This is a genomic window from Paenibacillus rhizoryzae, assembly GCF_059686995.1.
Genome location: NZ_JCAALT010000001.1, coordinates 581,131 through 599,272 on the forward strand (window position 1 = coordinate 581,131; position 18,142 = coordinate 599,272).

Sequence of the window (18,142 nt, forward strand, 5' to 3'; positions counted from 1 at the left end):
GTTAGGGCGAGGTTGAGAGTCGGATTAAACGCCGCTCAACCGAAAGAGGCATATCCGCTAACAACTCCGATTATCCTCGAAAAACGCTCATCCACAAGCAATTTTCGTGCGATATGCTTGGTTTACACCCGATAGTTACAATTTTCCTGATTACGCAACTTTTTCTGACAAACTGCGTCTAATCATTGTCTGCAGTCTTCGTCGAATTAAGGCTTGCTGGAAGACGAAATAAATAGTTTTAGAGGTGAAAGATGAAGAAGTTTGTGTCCGCTGTGTTGCTGTTGTCACTCTTGATCTCTTTGTTCCCCAGTCTCGTGGGAGCAGCGGAAGCACCAAAGCTTTATCTGAATGGAAAACAGCTTCAAAGTGCCGCTGAGCCACGCATTGTTGGCAGTTCGACGCTCGTTCCGATCCGAACGGTGACGGAAGGGCTTGGTTTTGATGTGGCATGGGAGAAGCCGAATGTAACCATCTCCAATGGCGATACGAACATGGTACTGACAATTGGCGATAAGAGTGCCATTGTGAACGACCGTGAAGTCGCTCTGGACGCGCCGGCTCTCAATGCGGATGGCTCTACAATGGTGCCGCTGCGTTTTATCAGTGAGCAATTCGGGTTAAGTGTATATTGGGACAAGCTATCCCGTTCGGTTCATCTTTTCCAGCAAACGGTTGTTACACCACCGGTAGTAGATCCGCCGACTGAAACTCCCGATCCAGGAACGAACCCGGGAGATGGAAACGGGGGAAGCCCAGTAACAGATCCGCCGCCAGCAGATATTTCTGCAAGTCTCAAATCAATCGAGTATAATGGTTTAGGCAGTATTTACCTATCCTATGAAGGCGATTTCAAAGACGTCAAAACAGAAGTGCTTCATAATCCGGAGCGCGTTGTCATCGACCTGCCTTATATGAACTTTAATTCCGCATTCACGCCTGCCTTTACGCAGTTAAACAGCTCCACGAAGCTTGGCGAGATATTGATTGATTCTCATCCTACACTTCAGAAGGTGCGTTACTCGTATTATTCGGACAAGCCGGATACGGTAAGGGTGGTGTTGGACCTTCTGGCGCCGACGAATGTTCAGACGGTGAAAGAAGATCATGCCATTCGAATTGATGTCTTGGAGCAAACCGGCCCACCGCCAGTTACACCGCCGGTAACGCCGGGGGATAAGGTTTATAAAGTGGTATTGGATGCAGGCCATGGCGCCAAAGATCCAGGTGCACTTAGTGTAAACGGCCGCCAAGAGAAAGAATACAATCTTGCAATTACGTTAAAGGTCAAAGCGCTCCTTGATCAAGAAACGAAAATCAAGCCGTATCTTACGCGTTCCGACGATACATTCGTTGAGCTTGATGATCGCGCAGATTTTGCAAACAATCTAAAAGCCGATCTGTTTATCTCGTTCCATGCGAATAAGACGGAAAGTGCAACGGTTACGGGCTCAGAGACGTATTACTCACGCGGGGACAGTATTGCCTTGGCGAAAGTAATACACAAGCATTTGGTTGCTGGGACAGGCTTCAAGGATCGCAGTGTAAGACAAGCCGATTTCAGAGTTATCAAGAAGACGACTATGCCGGCGGTATTGCTGGAAGCGGGATATCTCTCCAACAGCGGAGATTCTTCCGTACTCTTCAATGATGCGAAACAGAACAAAATCGCTGCGGAAATCGTAGCGGGCATTAAAGAATATTTAAAACTAAGCTAGGAGAATGCCGATGAAACGTCATATTACTACTTCATTATTATCGGTAATCGTTGCGGCCGCACTTATCGTACCCCTTAGCGCTTGCGGCAATCGGGTTGAACCGCTGACACAAGGCGGAGCCGTTCAAGATCAGCCGGCAGATGGAACTAACAATACCTCTACTTCGGATGAACAGGAAGCTAATAAAGCTAATAATACGCCAACGGAGCCTGCTCAGCCTGATGAGCCTGCGCTTGTAAAAGAGCAGATTTCTGTTTTCTATACGGACGACGATATGATGGAGCTTCATGAGCAGAAGTCTGATATCGAGTACGGCGATCCGAAGGATAAGCTGAAAGCGATGTTCACTGCACTCCAGCAGGATGGCTTAAAGGGAGAGGCTTCTTTATGGAAGCATGCCGAGCTGCTTAGCGCGAAACAAGACGGAGCTGCAGTTACTTTAGACCTTCATTTACCTGATGAAGCCAGACTAGGTGCGCCTGGCGAAATGCTTGCTATACAAGCACTGACACGCACGTTTTTCCAGCTGCAGGATGTTACGTCCATCGATCTATTGGTAGATGGTGAAGCAGTCGATAGTTTAATGGGCCATGAAGAAATCGATCATCCCATTACTAAACCATAAGGAGGAGCTCACAGAATATGCCGCAGCAGAAGAAATGGGTTAAAGTGGTTTCATCGATGTTGGTTTTCTCAGTACTTACAGGGTTTTCTGCAGTAGGCGGTTCGTTAGCGTATGCCGATACAGCTTCGTCTACACGATTCAGCGATGTGCCTGCCGGCCACTGGGCAGAGAAGCATATCGCCAAGCTCGCCACACAAGGGATCGTCAAAGGAACGAATGGTGCGTTCAAACCAGCGGATAATGTGTCGCAGCAGGAAGCGATCGCGCTGGCCATCCGTTTTATCGGTAAAGAGCAAGAGGTTAAGGTGGATGATGCCATCGTCTTCCCGGACACGTTCGAAGTCAGCACTTATTTCAAACCCTATATTATTCTTGCTTTTCAAGAAGGCTTGCTAGATCAGAAGGAAGAATTCGAGCTTGCAGAAGCAAATCCGGGCTCCGCGTGGGGCACGCAGAAAGCAACGCGCGAATGGATTACGAAGCTGATCGTGAAAGCGATTGGCAAGCAGAAAGAAGCCGAGGCGCAAGCAAATAATCCAAGTAGCTTCTCCGATGGAAGTAAAGTTGGGGCAGATTACAAGGGTTATGTGAATGCTGCCGTATCCCTGCAGCTGATTAAAGGAATTACAGCAGATCGTTTTGATCCCAAAGGCTTCATCACGCGCGCATCGATTGCGACCATCTTCAGCAGAGCAGAAACGCAATTCCCGGTAAATTACACGGGTCAACAAACGGCTGTGATGACCAGCATTGACGCAACTTCTGTTCATCTGTACCAGAACGATAAAGAATCTGCGATTGATATGACGCCGGACACTTACGTGTATCGATTCGATTCCGAGAAACCTTCTAAGCTCGCGGATCTCGAACCGAATACGAAACTGCTCGTAATATCGAGTGGGAACAAAGCGCTTTATGTCGAGCAGCTTGACGCTGCCAAACAAGTGGAGAAGCTTAAAGGGACAGTGGATCGCGTCCTAGTGAACGATAGTAAGATTTGGATGTGGATCGGCGATGAGCCGGTTGCCATTACGTATAGCAGTGCGACTGTCGTGACAGATGGAGCCGGCGCGGTAATTAAACCGAGTGCTTTGGCGAAAGACAGCGAAGTGGAGATTACGCGCGATACATACAGAACGAAACCACAAGCGCTCTCCATTAAAGTACAATCGGCTCCGATTAACAATAATGGTCAAGGTACCATTAGCGCGGTTGATACGGCTTCGGCAGCTGTAACGGTGAAAGACAGCGTATCCGGATCCGAGTACAAGTTTAATGTCTCCCCGCAGGTGGATGTCATTTGGCAGGGGCAGATTTTGGATGGCGGATTGTCTCAGCTTCGTGTTGGCGATGCCATTTCGTACGAAGTGAAAAATTCGTTAGTGACCAAAATCACGATTACGCAAACTTCGTCCAAGCTAATACGCGGAGAATTCTACTCGGCGAGCAGCGATGGCAAGACGATTCAATATGTGAAAAATGCAGGAACTGCTCAAAGCGCTCTGGAAGCAAAATTCGTATCGCTATTAGTGGATGTAACAATCGACGGTTTGACAGGCACAACAATTGCTGACCTTGTCAAAGGCGATATTCTTGATATCTCGCTGAATTCGAATGATCAAGTGGTTGCGATCAAAGTTGTAAATCGCAATGTTACGCTGCTGATTGGCGCAACCGTTCGAAATTATGAAAGTGATACGCGGATTTTGGATTTTAAAGATAAAGACGGAAATCCGATGTCAGTTTACTTGACCGATAAAACAAGAATCGATCTGAACGGATCAACGGTTGCCGTAAGTGCTGCTGGCTCACTGCTGTCGAAGAACAGGAAGCTGACCATCGGAGTAACCGATAATAAAGCGGTTCTCATTCAATTCGTATACAAATATAGCGGAACGGTCGCAGCTATTAATTCGAACCAAGTTTCAATCACGCAGAGTAACGGTTCGATCATCACGCTTCCGTTCGAGCTGCCGAATGTCATTGAAATTAACGGTAAAACATCTTCGACGATCGCAGATGTTAAAGTAGGCGATACCGTGACCGCGCTGCTGAATGCAAATCAAGATAAAGTCATCACGCTTCAGGTACAAACATCCATGCAAACGAGTGTATCCTCAACTGATGTTGCAGGCAAACGTTTGAAGGTGAAGACAACGGACGGTTCCATCCTTGATCTGAATGCGAATCTCATGGAGTTTTACAATGAACGCGGTGATAAGATCACACTGGCTGATCTGAAAACAGGTCAAACCGGCAATGTTCAATATGTTGGCTTTAGCCCAGTTTCGTTTAAGCTTGTAAAAGTCACTTACGGCAAGCTGACCGCAGTAAACACGAGTTCCATGGCGATCGTTGATAATAACGGAGTCGTTACTAGCGTGACGCTGGGCGATTCTTATACCGTTGTGAAGAACGGGCTAACGGGAAGCTCTGCTGCGGTTCTTCAAGTCGGTGACCGCGTTGAAGTGAAGCAGGACGCTAAAGATCGCGTCGTTGTAACGGTAAACAGCGGGATCAGCAAGAAGTTCTGGAAGTACAACGCTGCTACCGGCGAGCTTTCTGTTAAGCGAGCTACTCTAACCGAGCTGAACACGTATGCCGTAACGTCGACTACGAAAGTCACCCAAGGCGACCAGCAAATTTCGATCGCTCAATTGAAAGATGGCGATGCGATTCTGCTGTATTTCTACCAGAACGTATTGGTAGAAATCGCGAAGGTGTAAGTACAGCAGGAATGACTGATGTCCCGGTGAAATCGGCCGGGACATTTTTATTTTGCAATTCTGTGAAGTCCTGCACAAATTCACTCATTTAAGGGTCATTTGCAGTTGATTAATGCGACAATATTCGCTACACTTTGATTCGATGGTTCAAATAGGAGTGAGAGATCGGTTGAAGGCGAAAGAGAAAATGGATCATTTTTTAGGTGTCGTCGGCGAGATGTTCCCTGACGCACATTGCGAGCTCCATCACCGCAATCCGTTCGAGCTGACGATCGCAGTACTGTTGTCTGCGCAATGCACAGATGAAACGGTCAATAAAGTGACGGCGGATTTGTTCCAAAAGTACCAGACACCGGCTGATTATTTGGCTGTTCCGCTGGATGAGCTTGAGCACGACATCAGACGGATTGGTCTATTTCGCAACAAAGCTCTGTTTATTCAGAAGTTATGCCGTATGCTCTTAGATGACTATGGCGGAGAAATACCGCAGCAGCATGAGGAACTGACGAAATTGCCAGGCGTGGGCCGGAAGACGGCAAATGTTGTAGTATCCAACGCATTTGGGGTACCTGCAATTGCAGTGGATACGCATGTGGAGCGTGTATCCAAGCGGCTTGGTTTCGCCAAGGCTGATGATAGCGTGCTTGAAGTCGAGAAGAAATTGATGAAGCTTGTTCCCAGAGAACTATGGACAGAGACGCATCATCGATTGATCTTCTTCGGACGATACCATTGCAAGGCTCAGAATCCGAATTGTCCGGTTTGCCCAATGCTAGATTATTGCAAAGAAGGCAAACTGCGTATGAAACCGGCTCTAAACCGAAAGGCTAAGTAATAAGACGTTTGACCCAAAACATAATGGATAAGGATGATCCCACATGAAATGCATTTCCGTATACACGAAAGACTTCGCTTTATTCTCTGATATTTATGAGCAAATCATGGAATCCCCACCGCAAGAAAATGAAGAAATTATTGTGGAAGGCGTGACAGTAAGCGGAGCAGGCGACGTACCGGATCAATATATTGAACGTATGAGACTTAAGCCTGAGTGTGTTGTCATGAAGGAGAAAGAGCGCAACATTACGATTCTTCAACATGGCGAAGTATTTGAGATTTGCGTACCTGCCGTACAACTGGTATAACATCTAGTACGTTCAAGTTCGTCTGAATGAGTAGGAAACAGGGAGAGAGAGAAATGAGCCAAACGATTGAAAAAGCTGCTCATTCGCTGGACACCTCGCTTGCAGAAATATCGCCGATCATGGCAGCCGCCGGGGATGCGCAAGATGCAGCGCGGCTGCTTGAGCTGCGAGATAAGCTAGGGAACGGCAAGTTGACCGTTGCCTTCTGCGGACATTTCTCAGCGGGGAAATCTACTCTCGTCAATCGGTTTTGCGGTACGCAATTGCTGCCGTCAAGTCCGATACCGACGAGCGCGAATGTCGTCAGCATTGAGAATGGGGAAGCGAAAGCGACCATAAAGAAGCTGGTGAACGGGCAGGAGCAAACGCTCGAAGTTCCGGTCAACGAAGTAAACGAGTACTGTAAAGACGGCGAAACCGTATTGTCCATTTCCTTGTCCTATCCGATCCCGCGTCTAGGCACGCATACTGTGCTGCTGGATACGCCGGGCATTGATTCCACTGACGACGCGCACCGGATGGCGACCGAATCGGCGCTTCATTTGGCAGACGTCGTTTTTTATGTAATGGACTACAATCACGTACAGTCTGAAATCAATTTTACGTTTGCCAAACAACTCAAGGAGTGGGGAAAGCCGCTCTATCTGATCGTGAATCAAATTGATAAGCATCGGGAGAGCGAACTGACATTTGAAGCGTATAAACAAAGTGTTGACGAAGCGTTCGGGAACTGGCATTTGGAGCCGAGCGGTATCGTCTATTTGTCGTTGCGTGAGCCGAACCACCCGCACTCGGAATGGACCGCACTCGAAGGTTTGTTCGAATCGCTTGCTGACATCCGCGGACCGCTTGCCCTGTGCAGTGTTGATGCTTCCGCTCGTTATGTCGTTCGGATGCACGGAAAAGCGATGGATGAGCAGGCAGAACCTGAGCGTGAACGTCTGCTTGCTGAAGCAGGCGGCGAAGGGGAAGCAGAGCGAGTTCGTGAGGAAATCGCCGGTCTTGAGGAGCAGCTGCGCGTTCATGCAGCTGAAGCGGAGAGTTTGCGCGTGAAAACTCGCCTCGATGTGCAAAGCATCCTCGATAATGCGAATATAACGCCCGCGGCAACGCGGGATCTGGCACAATCTTTTCTGGAGAGCCGCAAGAGCGGATTTAAAGCAGGTCTTCTATTTGCCGGAGCCAAAACCGCTGCTGAGCAAGAGCGCCGGCTTCAAGCCTTCTTCAAAGATTTATCCGATCTCGTGCAGGCTGGCATCGAATGGCATGTCATTGACTTGCTGCGACGGACTGCAGATCGGATGGGCTGGCGGGATGAAGCTCTTGAGAAGCAGTTGAAGGATACGTTCGGCGGGTTGTTAACGCCTGACCTGTTGATCTCCCTCGTTAACCCTGGCGCCGTAATGGGAAACGAGTATACGATGACTTACAGCCGCGAGCTTGCAGCGGCTGTAAAGGGATTGTTCCGCAAGAGCGCGATGCCTCTCATCGACGCGCTCGGCGACCGCGCAGCCGCGGCTGGCGAAGCTGCCTCGGCGCCGCTGCGCGCACGGCTTAGCGCGCTCGCGCTGCAAGCCGGCGCGCTCGCGCAGCTGGCCGCGCTGCAAGCGCGCGCGGCCGCGCATCTCGCGCGGCTCGCCGCGCTGCTGCCGCCGGCGCCGCCGCGCCCGGCGCTGCCGAAGCCGGTGGCGCTCGGCAGCGCGGCGCACAGCGCCACCGGCGCCGTGCCGCCGGCTGCGCCTAGCGCCGGCACGGCCGCGGCCGTGCCCGCGGCAACAGCCGCAGCCGGCGCGACCGCCGCCGCGGCTGCCGCCGGCGGCGAAAACCCGGAAGCGCCGGCACACCCCGGCGCTTCGCAAGACGCACTCGCGCCGCAGCGCCAAGCAGCGGAGCGGCTGAGCAAAGCGGCCGCTCTGCTGGCGCCGCATGCGTCGCTCGCCCAGGCCGTGCACGGCATGCGCGAGAAGGCGGAGCGCCTTCGCAGCAGCCGATTCACGATCGCGCTGTTCGGTGCATTCAGCGCGGGCAAATCCTCGCTCGCCAACGCGCTGCTCGGCGAGGCGGTGCTGCCCGTATCGCCGAATCCGACGACGGCTGCGGTCAATCGCATCGTACCGCCAACCGCGGAGCATCCGCACGGAACGGCTAAGGTACTGATGAAGTCGCGCGAGGCGATGCTGGACGATTTGCGCTACTCGCTTAACTTACTGGGGGAAGACGCACAGGCGCTCAGCGATGATGCGCTGCTGCAAACCATTCATAAACTGACACCGGATGCCGTGCATGCCGGCGGACGCCCGCATTACAGCTTCTTGAAAGCCGCAGCCAAAGGCTGGGCAGCCCATGAAGCGCATTTGGGCCAGCGTTTGGCCGTAAGCGGCGAAGAATTCCAGCTGTATGTTGCGGAAGAGTCGCGGTCCTGTTTTGTCAGCGAAATCGAGCTGCACCACAGCAATCCGCTGACGGCGCAGGGTATCGTGCTCGTGGATACGCCGGGAGCTGACTCTGTCAATGCAAGGCATACAGGCGTCGCTTTCAATTATATTAAGAACGCGGACGCGATTCTGTTTGTCACCTATTATAATCATGCCTTCTCGCAGGCCGATCGTCAGTTTCTGCTTCAGCTTGGCCGCGTGAAGGATCAGTTTGAATTGGATAAAATGTTCTTCATCGTCAACGCGGCAGACCTGGCAGCGGACGAAGAGGAACGGGACGGCGTACTCGCACACGTGGAACGGAACCTGCAGCAGCATGGCATCCGATTTCCGCGCATGTTCCCGGTTTCCAGCCTTCAGGCGCTGGATGGGAAACGCACGAATAACAAGGCACTCATGGAGCGGTCCGGTATCGGCGCGTTCGAAGCCTCTTTCTTAAGCTTCACCAGCGGCGATCTCGGCGCTTTGGCGGTAACAGCAGCGGAGCAAGAGCTTGCGCGTGCACGCAGCACAATTGCGAACTGGCTGGAGGCTGCTTCCGGCGATGCCCTTAGCCGCGAGCAGGCCAAAGCGGATATTATCGCCCATGCAGCACACGCGCGCAGCCTTGTGGATGAACTGAAAGAGCCGCAGCCAAACGCGAAGCTGCAGCAAGAGCTGAAGGAACTGCTGTTCTATGTGCTTCAGCGCGTACAGCTCCGATTCGGCGATCATTACAACTTCGCATTCAATCCATCGTCCCTGCAGGACGATGGAAGGGATCTGCGCAAAGCGATGTGGACGTCATGGCTGGAGCTTCAGCGTTTGCTGCAAATTGAGCTTGCTCAGGAGCTTGAAGCGACTTCGCTGCGTTTGGATAACATGCTGGGCAAGCTGGCCGTGAAGAAGTTCACGGAGGTTGCCGCAGAAGCGGGCTCGCAGCTTCAAGGCTTCGAAGCCTCCGACTTCAAGCCGGTACAGCCGGAGAGCCCGGAGGCTCAGCCGCCATGGCAAGCGAAGGAAATCGATACGAAGCTGCTTTGGAGCAAGTTCAAGTCGCCTCGCCATTTCTTCGAAGGCGACGGCAAAGCCGCGCTGCGCAGCGAACTGGAAACGCAACTGACAGCGCCTATGCAGCGCTGGCTGCAGGCGGCCGAGGAAGCATGGAGCATCCGTTACGCGGAGCTGTGGAATCAAGCCATGATGCACTGTGCGGATACACTGCGCAAGGATTTGGATGCATTCAGCGAAGGGAAGCTTGCTTCCTTGTCCGATAATGCCGATGTAGAAGAACTGCGCAATGTTCATGCAGCGTTACTTGCCATATAAATCCATACTTAACAAGAAAAGAAGCTTATCCGGCGCCCGATCTGGGCCGGATAAGCTTCTTTATTTTGTGAAAATGAAATCCTGCAAAAACAGGGGCAAATGTGCAAAAACGGAGCAATATGCGCATGTTGGCAATGATTTACGACGATATCGGAGAATACCCCCTAAACTTTACCCGAGATGGAAGAGGAAGCGAATATTGTCAACTATATGCCCCAGCACTCTGTTTGCCGTACCGGACTCATGCTGTTAATATTCATTCATATTCATAAAAAGGTTCATAAAATTGCAACAGGGAGTGGGTTACCCATTGGACGTCTTCAGGCAACTTAAACCGTTTTACTGGGTCGAACGCAGAAATTTGATTGCTTCGATCGGCTTTTTGATCTGCGCGACCGCGCTCGGACTAGTCTATCCGAATTTACTTCGAGTACTGATCGACAAAGTCATCGTTCCCAAAACATTTGAGTGGGTGCCTGCATTATCGCTCGCTGTCGTAGGGGTCGTTACCTTAAAGGGTGGTTTTCAGTTTCTACACGGGTTTTTCGGCGGTCGGCTAGGCAACCGCGTCGCATTCAGACTTCGAAATGCGTGTTACACGAAATTGCAATCGCTGTCGTTTCAGTATTATGACACGGCGAAAACCGGCGACTTGATGTCTCGTCTAACTGCCGATTTGGAAGCGGTTCGAAATTTCATCGCATTCGGTTTTGCGCAAATTTTCAACATGTTTCTCATGATTATCTTCGGAGCCGCGATGATGTTCTCCATTCACTGGCAGCTCACGCTGATTACGCTTGTCACGATGCCGTTTCTGGTCATTGTGGCACTGCGATTCGAGAAGCTGATTCATCCGGCGTTTAGAGAAATGCGTCAAGCGATGAGCCATTTGACGACGGCGGTTCAAGAGAATATTACAGGCGTACGTACCGTCAAATCCTTTGCCCGCGAATCGTTCGAAATGGATAAGTTCTCGGCGCGAAGCGCGGCCTACAAACAAAACCAAATTGCCGCATCCGGCTTGTGGGGACGTTTCTTCCCGGTAATGGAGCTGCTGGCAAGCGCATGTGCGGTTATTCTGCTTGTGGCCGGCGGTACACTCGTTATCCGGGGTTCGATTACGCTGGGTGAGATGGTTGCCTTCTTCAGTATGCTATGGTACATCATCAACCCGATGTGGGCGATGGGCTTCTTGATCAATAACTACACGCAGTCCAAAGCTTCCGGCGAACGGTTGCTTGAGCTGCTGAACGAGTATGTACATGTGAAAGATGTCGAATCTCCGACAATTTTGGATGAGAGCCAGATTGAAGGCCATGTGCAATTTCATAATGTAACATTTAATTATGCGGATAAAGCGCCTGCATTGACCAATGTGAACATTGATGCCAAACCGGGTATGGTCATTGGGATGCTCGGCGGTACCGGTTCCGGTAAATCGACCGTGATCCAGCTGCTGATGCGTGCTTATAACATCAAGACGGGAAGTATTACGCTCGACGGTGAAGATATTCGCAACATTTCGATTGAGAGCCTTCGCTCCCAAATCGCGACGGTATTCCAAGAAACATTCTTGTTCTCTTGTTCGATTCGAGACAATATCGCGTATGCGATCAAAGATGTCACGATGGATCAAATCATAGCGGCAGCGAAGCTGGCCAAAGCGCATGATTTCATCATGGAGCTTCCTGAAGGCTACGACACGATCGTCGGTGAGCGCGGGATGGGGCTCTCAGGCGGTCAGAAGCAGCGGATTGCCATTGCGCGCGCTTTGATTAAGAATCCGCGTATTCTCATTCTCGATGACGCTACAAGCGCCGTAGACATGGAGACCGAGCATGAAATTCAAGCCGGCTTCAGTGAGCTTATGGCGGGTAGAACAACCTTTATTATCGCACACCGGATTTCGTCGCTTCGCCATGCGGATGAAATTCTTGTCTTCGACAATGGTCATATCGTGCAGCGCGGGCAGCATGAGCAATTAGTTGCACAGACTGGTCCATATCAGGATACGTATAACATCCAATATGCAGACCGTCCCAGCGCCGCCACAGCCGAATTAGCAGCAGAAAGAAGGGTCGCACAGTGAGTGAGGAGCAGCAGCAGAAAGGGCAGCCGCGAGGCAGTCATGAGCGTTTCATCTACAAGGATGACGATGCGATCGAGAAACCGTTTAACTGGTCTCAAATTACCCGTTTATTCTCGTATATGAAACCTTATCGGAAACAATTACTGCCTGTCATTATCGTCATGATGGTGCTCGGAACGCTTACGCGTCTGGCCATTCCGGCCATCATCATCATGGCGATCGATGAAGCGATTCAGCCGAAGGACGGCGGAGATCCGAGTCTGAGCAAGCTTTACCTGTTTGCGGGGATTATGTTGACCCTCTATATTATTCAATGGGCAGCTAACACGTACCGGATTCGATATACGAATGTAATCGGCCAGCAGGTCATTTATGATCTGCGCGAGGATCTCTTTAAACATATTCAGAAGCTGTCATTCCGTTTCTTCGACAAACGGCCAGCAGGCTCCGTATTGGTCCGTATTACGAATGACGTCAATGCGCTTCAGGATTTGTTCACGAACGGCGTAGTCAACCTGTTGATGGACTGTGTACAGCTTGTCGGGATCGTCGTCATTTTGCTGGCTTGGAACTTCAAGCTCGGTATTGCCATCATGATTACAGTACCGCTTATGTTCGTTGTTTCTACGGCCTTGCGTAAACGGATTCGTTTCGCATGGCAGGATGTACGGATGAAGCAGTCGCGAATCAATGCGCATTTGAACGAAAGTATTCAAGGCATGCGCGTTACCCAAGCTTATACGCAGGAGAAGTCCAATTTCAGCTTCTTCACGAACATCAATAACACGAATATTAAAGCATGGAATAAAGCTTCTGCCCTTAACCAGGCATTCGGGCCGATTATCGAAGTCACCTCCGCGATCGGTACGTTGATTCTGTTCTGGTACGGCTCGCATCTGATTCAAGCCGGCGCCATTACGGTGGGGGTGCTCGTCGGATTTGCCAACTATGTCGGCAACTTCTGGGAGCCAATTAACAGGCTGGGCCAAATGTACGCACAGCTGCTTATCGCCATGGCTTCCTCTGAGCGGATCTTTGAGTTTATCGATGAGAAACCGACAGTTGGCGAGCAGGAGAATGCAGCCGCACTCCCGCGTATCCGCGGAGATGTGTCGTTCGACTCCATCGTCTTCGAATACGAGAAAGGCCGTCCGGCACTTCGAGGCATTTCGCTTGATGTTACAGCCGGACAAACGATCGCACTGGTTGGACATACCGGTTCAGGCAAAAGTACCATTATGAATCTGCTCTGCCGCTTCTATGATCCGGTGCAAGGCGCTGTACGCGTCGATGGCATCGATATTCGCAACGTCAGCATCGAGAGCTTGCGTTCGCAGGTCGGAGTCGTGCTGCAGGATACGTTTATTTTCTCCGGTACGATTCGCGAGAATATCCGCTTTGGCCGTTTGAACGCTACGGACGATGAAATTGTAAAAGCAGCTACTGCAGTAGATGCACACGATTTCATCATGAGTTTGCCGGACGGGTATGATACGGAGGTTCAAGAACGCGGCAACAGTTTGTCGATGGGACAACGCCAGCTGCTGTCCTTCGCGAGAGCACTGCTCGCTGATCCGCGCGTCTTGATTCTGGATGAAGCAACGGCTAGCATCGATACGGAAACCGAGCTCAAAATTCAAGAGGCTTTGAAGAAGCTCTTGAAAGGCCGGACTTCCTTCATCGTAGCGCATCGATTGTCCACCATTCGTAATGCAGACCGCATCGTCGTGCTGGATCATGGTCAAATCGTCGAGCAAGGCAGCCATGAAGAGCTAATTCGTCACAAAGGCACCTATAATGGTCTGATTGAAGCGCAGTATCGTTTTTTATCGGCATAATTCTTGATTTTTCGCCAAAGAACCTCCACAATGGAAGAAAACATTTCTTCCAGGAGGTTCTTTTTCTATATGTATGGATCACCGCTTTCATCTACGGCTCGTAAAATTATGCTGCTCGGTTCCGGCGAGCTTGGCAAAGAAGTTATCATTGAAGCTCAGCGCCTTGGCGTAGAAACGATTGCTGTCGATCGCTATGAGAACGCTCCGGCGATGCAGGTCGCACATCGTTCCTATGTGATCGATATGCTGGATCCGGCTGCTCTTCGCGCACTGATTGAGCAGGAGAAACCCGATCTGCTCGTTCCTGAAATTGAAGCCATCGCGACTTCCGCCCTGGTGGAGCTGGAGAAGGAAGGCTATCGCGTTATTCCTACGGCACGGGCAGCTTTGCTGACGATGGACCGCGAGGGCATTCGCCGTTTAGCGGCAGAAACACTGAGCTTGCCTACAGCGCCATACCGCTTCGCGGATACGCTGGACGAGCTTAAAGCCGCAGTGGCAGAACTGGGCACGCCTTGCGTAATTAAACCGATCATGAGCTCATCCGGCAAAGGCCAAAGCGTCTGCAAAACAGAAGGAGATGCTGAAGCTTGCTGGAATTATGCCATGGAAGGCGGCCGTGCGAAGAAAACGCGTGTAATCGTCGAAGGATTTATCCATTTTGAGTCGGAGATTACGCTCCTGACGGTACGTTCGGCATCGGGCACATCGTTCTGCGCGCCGATCGGACATGTACAGAAGGACGGCGATTATATCGAGTCCTGGCAGCCGCATGAAATGTCGGCACAGCAAATCGAAGAAGCCGAAGCAATTGCTCGCGCAGTAACGGAGGAGCTTGGCGGCTACGGTATCTACGGCGTCGAGCTGTTCTTGACGAAGGATGGCGTGCTGTTCAGTGAAGTTTCGCCTCGCCCGCATGACACAGGCATGGTTACGATGGTGACACAGGATCTATCTGAGTTTGCGCTTCACGCAAGAGCGATTCTGGGTTTCCCGATTCCAACCATCCGTCTGCTGACGCCTGGTGCTTCTTATACGCTCAAAGCTGACCGCGACTCGGAGCATTTCCAAATCGGCGGGCTGGTGCAAGCGCTGTCGGTACCTAATACGCAAGTGCGCGTGTTTGGCAAACCGGTTACGAAACCGGGCCGCCGTATGGCAGTTGCCCTCAGTTCAGCCGATGACTGCGCGAAAGCACGTGAGCTGGCTAAACAAGCAGCGCATTCCCTCACCATCAACTACGAATAAAATATCGCGCGATAGACTCGCCGAGTATGCTGAAATAACGTCAGCGGTTTCCTTACGGGGGCTGCTGGCGGCGCATACCGGCTTTTTTTGCATCTACGGCAATTGGTGAAATTTGCAAATTACAGCCGAAAGCATTACTTTAAACATTATAGAATTTATTGCGTTTTAAAGGGGAGTTGGAAGCATGAGAAGCGCATCATCAAGCGTGTTATGGAGAACGATTGGGATTTCGGCGCTGGTCTCGACATTGCTGATGATCGGCGGGTTTGGCTATGCGGTAAAGGACATGCTGTATCCGCATGCCGAAGCATACACAGGGGACCAGGGAAAGCCGGCGCTGCCGGAATCAAGCGACCTTGGGAGCAGTAAGGCAATCAACATTACCGCAGTTGGCGACTCGCTGACGAAGGGGACTGGCGACGCAACAGGCGAAGGTTATGTCAAACAGGTCGTAGCGCTGCTTAAGAAGAAATATCCGCTGATTCCTGTCAAATTAAACAATAATTTGGCTGTAAACGGACTGAGGGCAGATCAACTCGCTCATTTGCTTAGTACGGACAAGGGTTATCGTTACGCTTTGCAGCAAGCTAATCTAATTGTTTTCACCATCGGCGGCAATGATTTGTTTCAAATCGCAAACGGTCAATCTGCCGGGGAAATGACGGGAGATATCAGTTTGGATACGGTGAAGAAGGAGCTCCCCAAAGGCATCGACCGATTATCGAAAGTGATCAAGCTGCTGCATGAAATCAATCCAAACGCACAAGTGGTATACACGGGCCTTTATAACCCTTTTTACAATATTACGGACCTTAGAGACGGCAGTTTGCAGGTTCAGAAGTGGAATGAGGAAGCCTATTCGATGCTGCACCGGTATCCGAACATGACCATGGTGCCTTCATTCGATATGTTTGAACGTTCGATTGACAGCTATCTGTCGAACGATCATTTTCACCCGAACCACGAAGGCTATGCACAAATTGCGGCACGTATCGTGCAGTCACTGGAATAGGAGACCTGTCTAATGAGTCTACAACCCCTATCGGAAACAGAAGTCGTCCTCTCCGTTAAAGATGTGAAGAAACGGATTGGCAGCAAAATGATCATTAAAAACGTCTCTTTTGAAGTGAAAAGCGGTGAAATCTTCGGTTTTCTCGGTCCCAATGGATCTGGGAAGACGACTACGATCCGTATGCTTGTGGGGCTGATCAAGCAAACATCGGGCGAGATTCTTATCTGCGGCAGCAATGTGCAGCAAGATCCGGAGAAAGCACTCAGCCATATCGGCTGTATTGTCGAGAATCCGGAGGTTTACGGCTATATGACCGGCTGGGAGAACTTAGAGCATTTTGCCCGTATGCAGCGCGGCATCGGTCAAGATCGCATTGCCGAAGTTGTTGCGATCGTCGGCATGCAGCAGCGTATTCACGACAAAGTGAAGACGTATTCGCTAGGCATGCGCCAGCGTCTTGGCATCGCACAGGCGCTGCTTGGCAGACCGAAGCTGCTCATTCTGGACGAGCCGACGAATGGATTGGATCCGAAAGGGATTAAAGAGCTTCGCGAGTTCGTGCGTATGCTTGCGGACCAGGGAATGAGCTTGTTTATTTCAAGCCATTTGTTAAGCGAAATCCAGCTGATGTGCGATCGTGTTGCCATTATCAGCCATGGGGAAGTGCTTGCTGTCGGTGCCGTTGACGAACTGGTGAACCAGACCGGCAGCTATGTCGTGTGGCAATTTGACCAGACAGAAGCGGGAAGACAGCTGCTTGAAGCAGAGGAGAACATTCGGTTAATCCGCGATGGCGAGCATCGGATCGATGAAAGCATATTGGCGGGCTTGACCGATGCCATCATCACTTCAATGGGGGCGGAACGCATTTCAGCCATCGTTGAGAAAGCCGTACATGCCGGTATTGGCGTCGTTTCGGTACAAAAGATCGCACCAACGCTGGAAGAACTATTTTTGCAAATGACGGAGGGTGAGAGCATTGGATAGATTGCTGCCGCTCATTCAGAATGAGACGCTGAAAATATGGAAGAAGAAGCGTTTCTACGTCGTCGTGCTTGTGCTGCTCGTACTCATTCCGATCTTTACGTATGCCCAAATGAAAATAGCGGAAACCAACCGAAAAAACTTTGCGGATTGGCGGAATCAGCTCGTTCAGCAGATCAATGAGTATCAAAATATGCTTTCCAGCGACCGTATTCCGGAGGAGTGGAAGCGCAATCGCCGAATAGCCGTTCAACAGCTTCAGTATTATTTGGATCACGATGTAAATCCTAACTCACCTAATGGTGTAACCTTTACTCGCAGCTTTATGTCGAATGCCGTTACGCTGTTTTATCCGCTGCTGGTGCTTGCCATTGCCTCTGACCTCGTGTCCGGCGAACGTTCGACGGGAACCATTAAGATGCTTCTCACAAGACCTGTAAGGCGTTGGAAAATTTTACTGAGCAAGCTCGTCGCTTTAACGTTCTATGTTTCATTAACCGTTGTGGTCAGCGCCATTCTCTGTTATCTTATATCAGGCGCGGTATTCGGGTATTCCGGCTGGAAAATACCGGTGTTTACAGGATTTGTCATCCAGGGCTCAACAATTGAGAGCTCGTATGTACATGCCGTTCCACAGTGGCTGTTCGTGCTCATGGAAGGTGGACTGATCTGGGTCTCATCCATGACCGTTGCCATTCTGGCGCTCATGGTATCTGTTCTTGTTCGAAGCACGGCGGCGAGTATCGTTACGATGATGGCGGCTGTCATCGCAGGTACGATCTTGTCGAGTATGTCATCATCATGGGAAAGTGCCAAATATGTTTTCGCGGTCAATTTGCAGTTAACCGATTATTTAGCGGGCTCCCCGCCGCCAATTCAAGGCATGACACTTTCATTTTCCTTGATTATCCTTGCGATTTGGTCGGCAATCGGACTTATCGTTTCATTCGGTGTCTTTACGAAACAGGACATCATGAATTAGAATAGCTTGAAGTGAGCGAATCGGCTTGAATGGAA

12 protein-coding genes are annotated in these 18,142 nt (G+C 50.8%); all 12 read left to right on the top strand.

The genetic code is table 11. The features are described 5' to 3' along the window. The first annotated feature begins 251 nt into the window (after window positions 1-251). The 12 genes from AC6ESO_RS02585 (at window position 252) to AC6ESO_RS02640 (ending at window position 18,107) form a co-directional block, all read left to right on the top strand. Window positions 252-1,715, top strand: coding sequence for an N-acetylmuramoyl-L-alanine amidase (locus tag AC6ESO_RS02585; RefSeq protein WP_497090022.1), 1,464 nt, complete (start codon window positions 252-254; stop codon window positions 1,713-1,715). Between the two features lie 10 nt (window positions 1,716-1,725). Beyond that, entirely contained in the window at window positions 1,726-2,340 is a 615-nt protein-coding gene (locus AC6ESO_RS02590) for a GerMN domain-containing protein (RefSeq protein ID WP_497090023.1), read from the top strand. A 17-nt stretch (window positions 2,341-2,357) separates the two neighbouring features. Next, window positions 2,358-5,066, top strand: a complete 2,709-nt coding sequence (locus tag AC6ESO_RS02595) for an S-layer homology domain-containing protein (protein WP_497090024.1) — start codon at window positions 2,358-2,360, stop codon at window positions 5,064-5,066. Between the two features lie 187 nt (window positions 5,067-5,253). Then, a complete protein-coding gene (gene nth / locus AC6ESO_RS02600) occupies window positions 5,254-5,901 on the top strand; it encodes an endonuclease III (protein ID WP_497090025.1) in 648 nt (215 codons plus the stop codon). Between the two features lie 43 nt (window positions 5,902-5,944). After that, window positions 5,945-6,211, top strand: coding sequence for an NAD/NADP transhydrogenase alpha subunit (locus AC6ESO_RS02605; protein WP_091215539.1), 267 nt, complete (start codon window positions 5,945-5,947; stop codon window positions 6,209-6,211). A gap of 53 nt (window positions 6,212-6,264) precedes the next feature. Beyond that, a complete protein-coding gene (locus AC6ESO_RS02610) occupies window positions 6,265-9,954 on the top strand; it encodes a dynamin family protein (protein WP_497090026.1) in 3,690 nt (1,229 codons plus the stop codon). A gap of 310 nt (window positions 9,955-10,264) precedes the next feature. After that, entirely contained in the window at window positions 10,265-12,043 is a 1,779-nt protein-coding gene (locus AC6ESO_RS02615; protein WP_494817227.1) for an ABC transporter transmembrane domain-containing protein, read from the top strand. After that, window positions 12,040-13,881, top strand: a complete 1,842-nt coding sequence (locus AC6ESO_RS02620) for an ABC transporter transmembrane domain-containing protein (RefSeq protein WP_494817228.1) — start codon at window positions 12,040-12,042, stop codon at window positions 13,879-13,881. The genes AC6ESO_RS02615 and AC6ESO_RS02620 overlap by 4 nt, the downstream gene beginning before the upstream one ends. 69 nt (window positions 13,882-13,950) lie before the next feature. Continuing rightward, complete coding sequence (gene purT / locus AC6ESO_RS02625; RefSeq protein ID WP_497090027.1) at window positions 13,951-15,129, top strand: formate-dependent phosphoribosylglycinamide formyltransferase; 1,179 nt, start codon at window positions 13,951-13,953, stop codon at window positions 15,127-15,129. A gap of 184 nt (window positions 15,130-15,313) precedes the next feature. Further along, window positions 15,314-16,141 carry a GDSL-type esterase/lipase family protein gene (locus tag AC6ESO_RS02630; protein ID WP_497090028.1) on the top strand — a complete coding sequence of 276 codons (828 nt, stop codon included), beginning with the start codon at window positions 15,314-15,316 and terminating at the stop codon, window positions 16,139-16,141. Window positions 16,142-16,153: 12 nt separating this feature from the next. After that, window positions 16,154-17,128, top strand: coding sequence for an ABC transporter ATP-binding protein (locus tag AC6ESO_RS02635; RefSeq protein ID WP_497090029.1), 975 nt, complete (start codon window positions 16,154-16,156; stop codon window positions 17,126-17,128). After that, on the top strand, window positions 17,121-18,107 hold the full coding sequence (locus tag AC6ESO_RS02640; protein WP_497090030.1) for an ABC transporter permease: 987 nt from the start codon (window positions 17,121-17,123) through the stop codon (window positions 18,105-18,107). The genes AC6ESO_RS02635 and AC6ESO_RS02640 overlap by 8 nt, the downstream gene beginning before the upstream one ends. Window positions 18,108-18,142 lie beyond the last annotated feature (35 nt).

What these genes read in the sequence shown, in the direction of transcription:
- AC6ESO_RS02590 (WP_497090023.1), top strand. Translation starts at nt 1,726, where the DNA reads ATGAAACGTCATATTACTACTTCATTATTATCGGTAATCGTTGCGGCC.
- AC6ESO_RS02630 (WP_497090028.1), top strand. Translation starts at nt 15,314, where the DNA reads ATGAGAAGCGCATCATCAAGCGTGTTATGGAGAACGATTGGGATTTCG.
- AC6ESO_RS02595 (WP_497090024.1), top strand. Translation starts at nt 2,358, where the DNA reads ATGCCGCAGCAGAAGAAATGGGTTAAAGTGGTTTCATCGATGTTGGTT.
- AC6ESO_RS02610 (WP_497090026.1), top strand. Translation starts at nt 6,265, where the DNA reads ATGAGCCAAACGATTGAAAAAGCTGCTCATTCGCTGGACACCTCGCTT.
- AC6ESO_RS02635 (WP_497090029.1), top strand. Translation starts at nt 16,154, where the DNA reads ATGAGTCTACAACCCCTATCGGAAACAGAAGTCGTCCTCTCCGTTAAA.
- AC6ESO_RS02585 (WP_497090022.1), top strand. Translation starts at nt 252, where the DNA reads ATGAAGAAGTTTGTGTCCGCTGTGTTGCTGTTGTCACTCTTGATCTCT.
- nth (WP_497090025.1), top strand. Translation starts at nt 5,254, where the DNA reads ATGGATCATTTTTTAGGTGTCGTCGGCGAGATGTTCCCTGACGCACAT.
- purT (WP_497090027.1), top strand. Translation starts at nt 13,951, where the DNA reads ATGTATGGATCACCGCTTTCATCTACGGCTCGTAAAATTATGCTGCTC.
- AC6ESO_RS02605 (WP_091215539.1), top strand. Translation starts at nt 5,945, where the DNA reads ATGAAATGCATTTCCGTATACACGAAAGACTTCGCTTTATTCTCTGAT.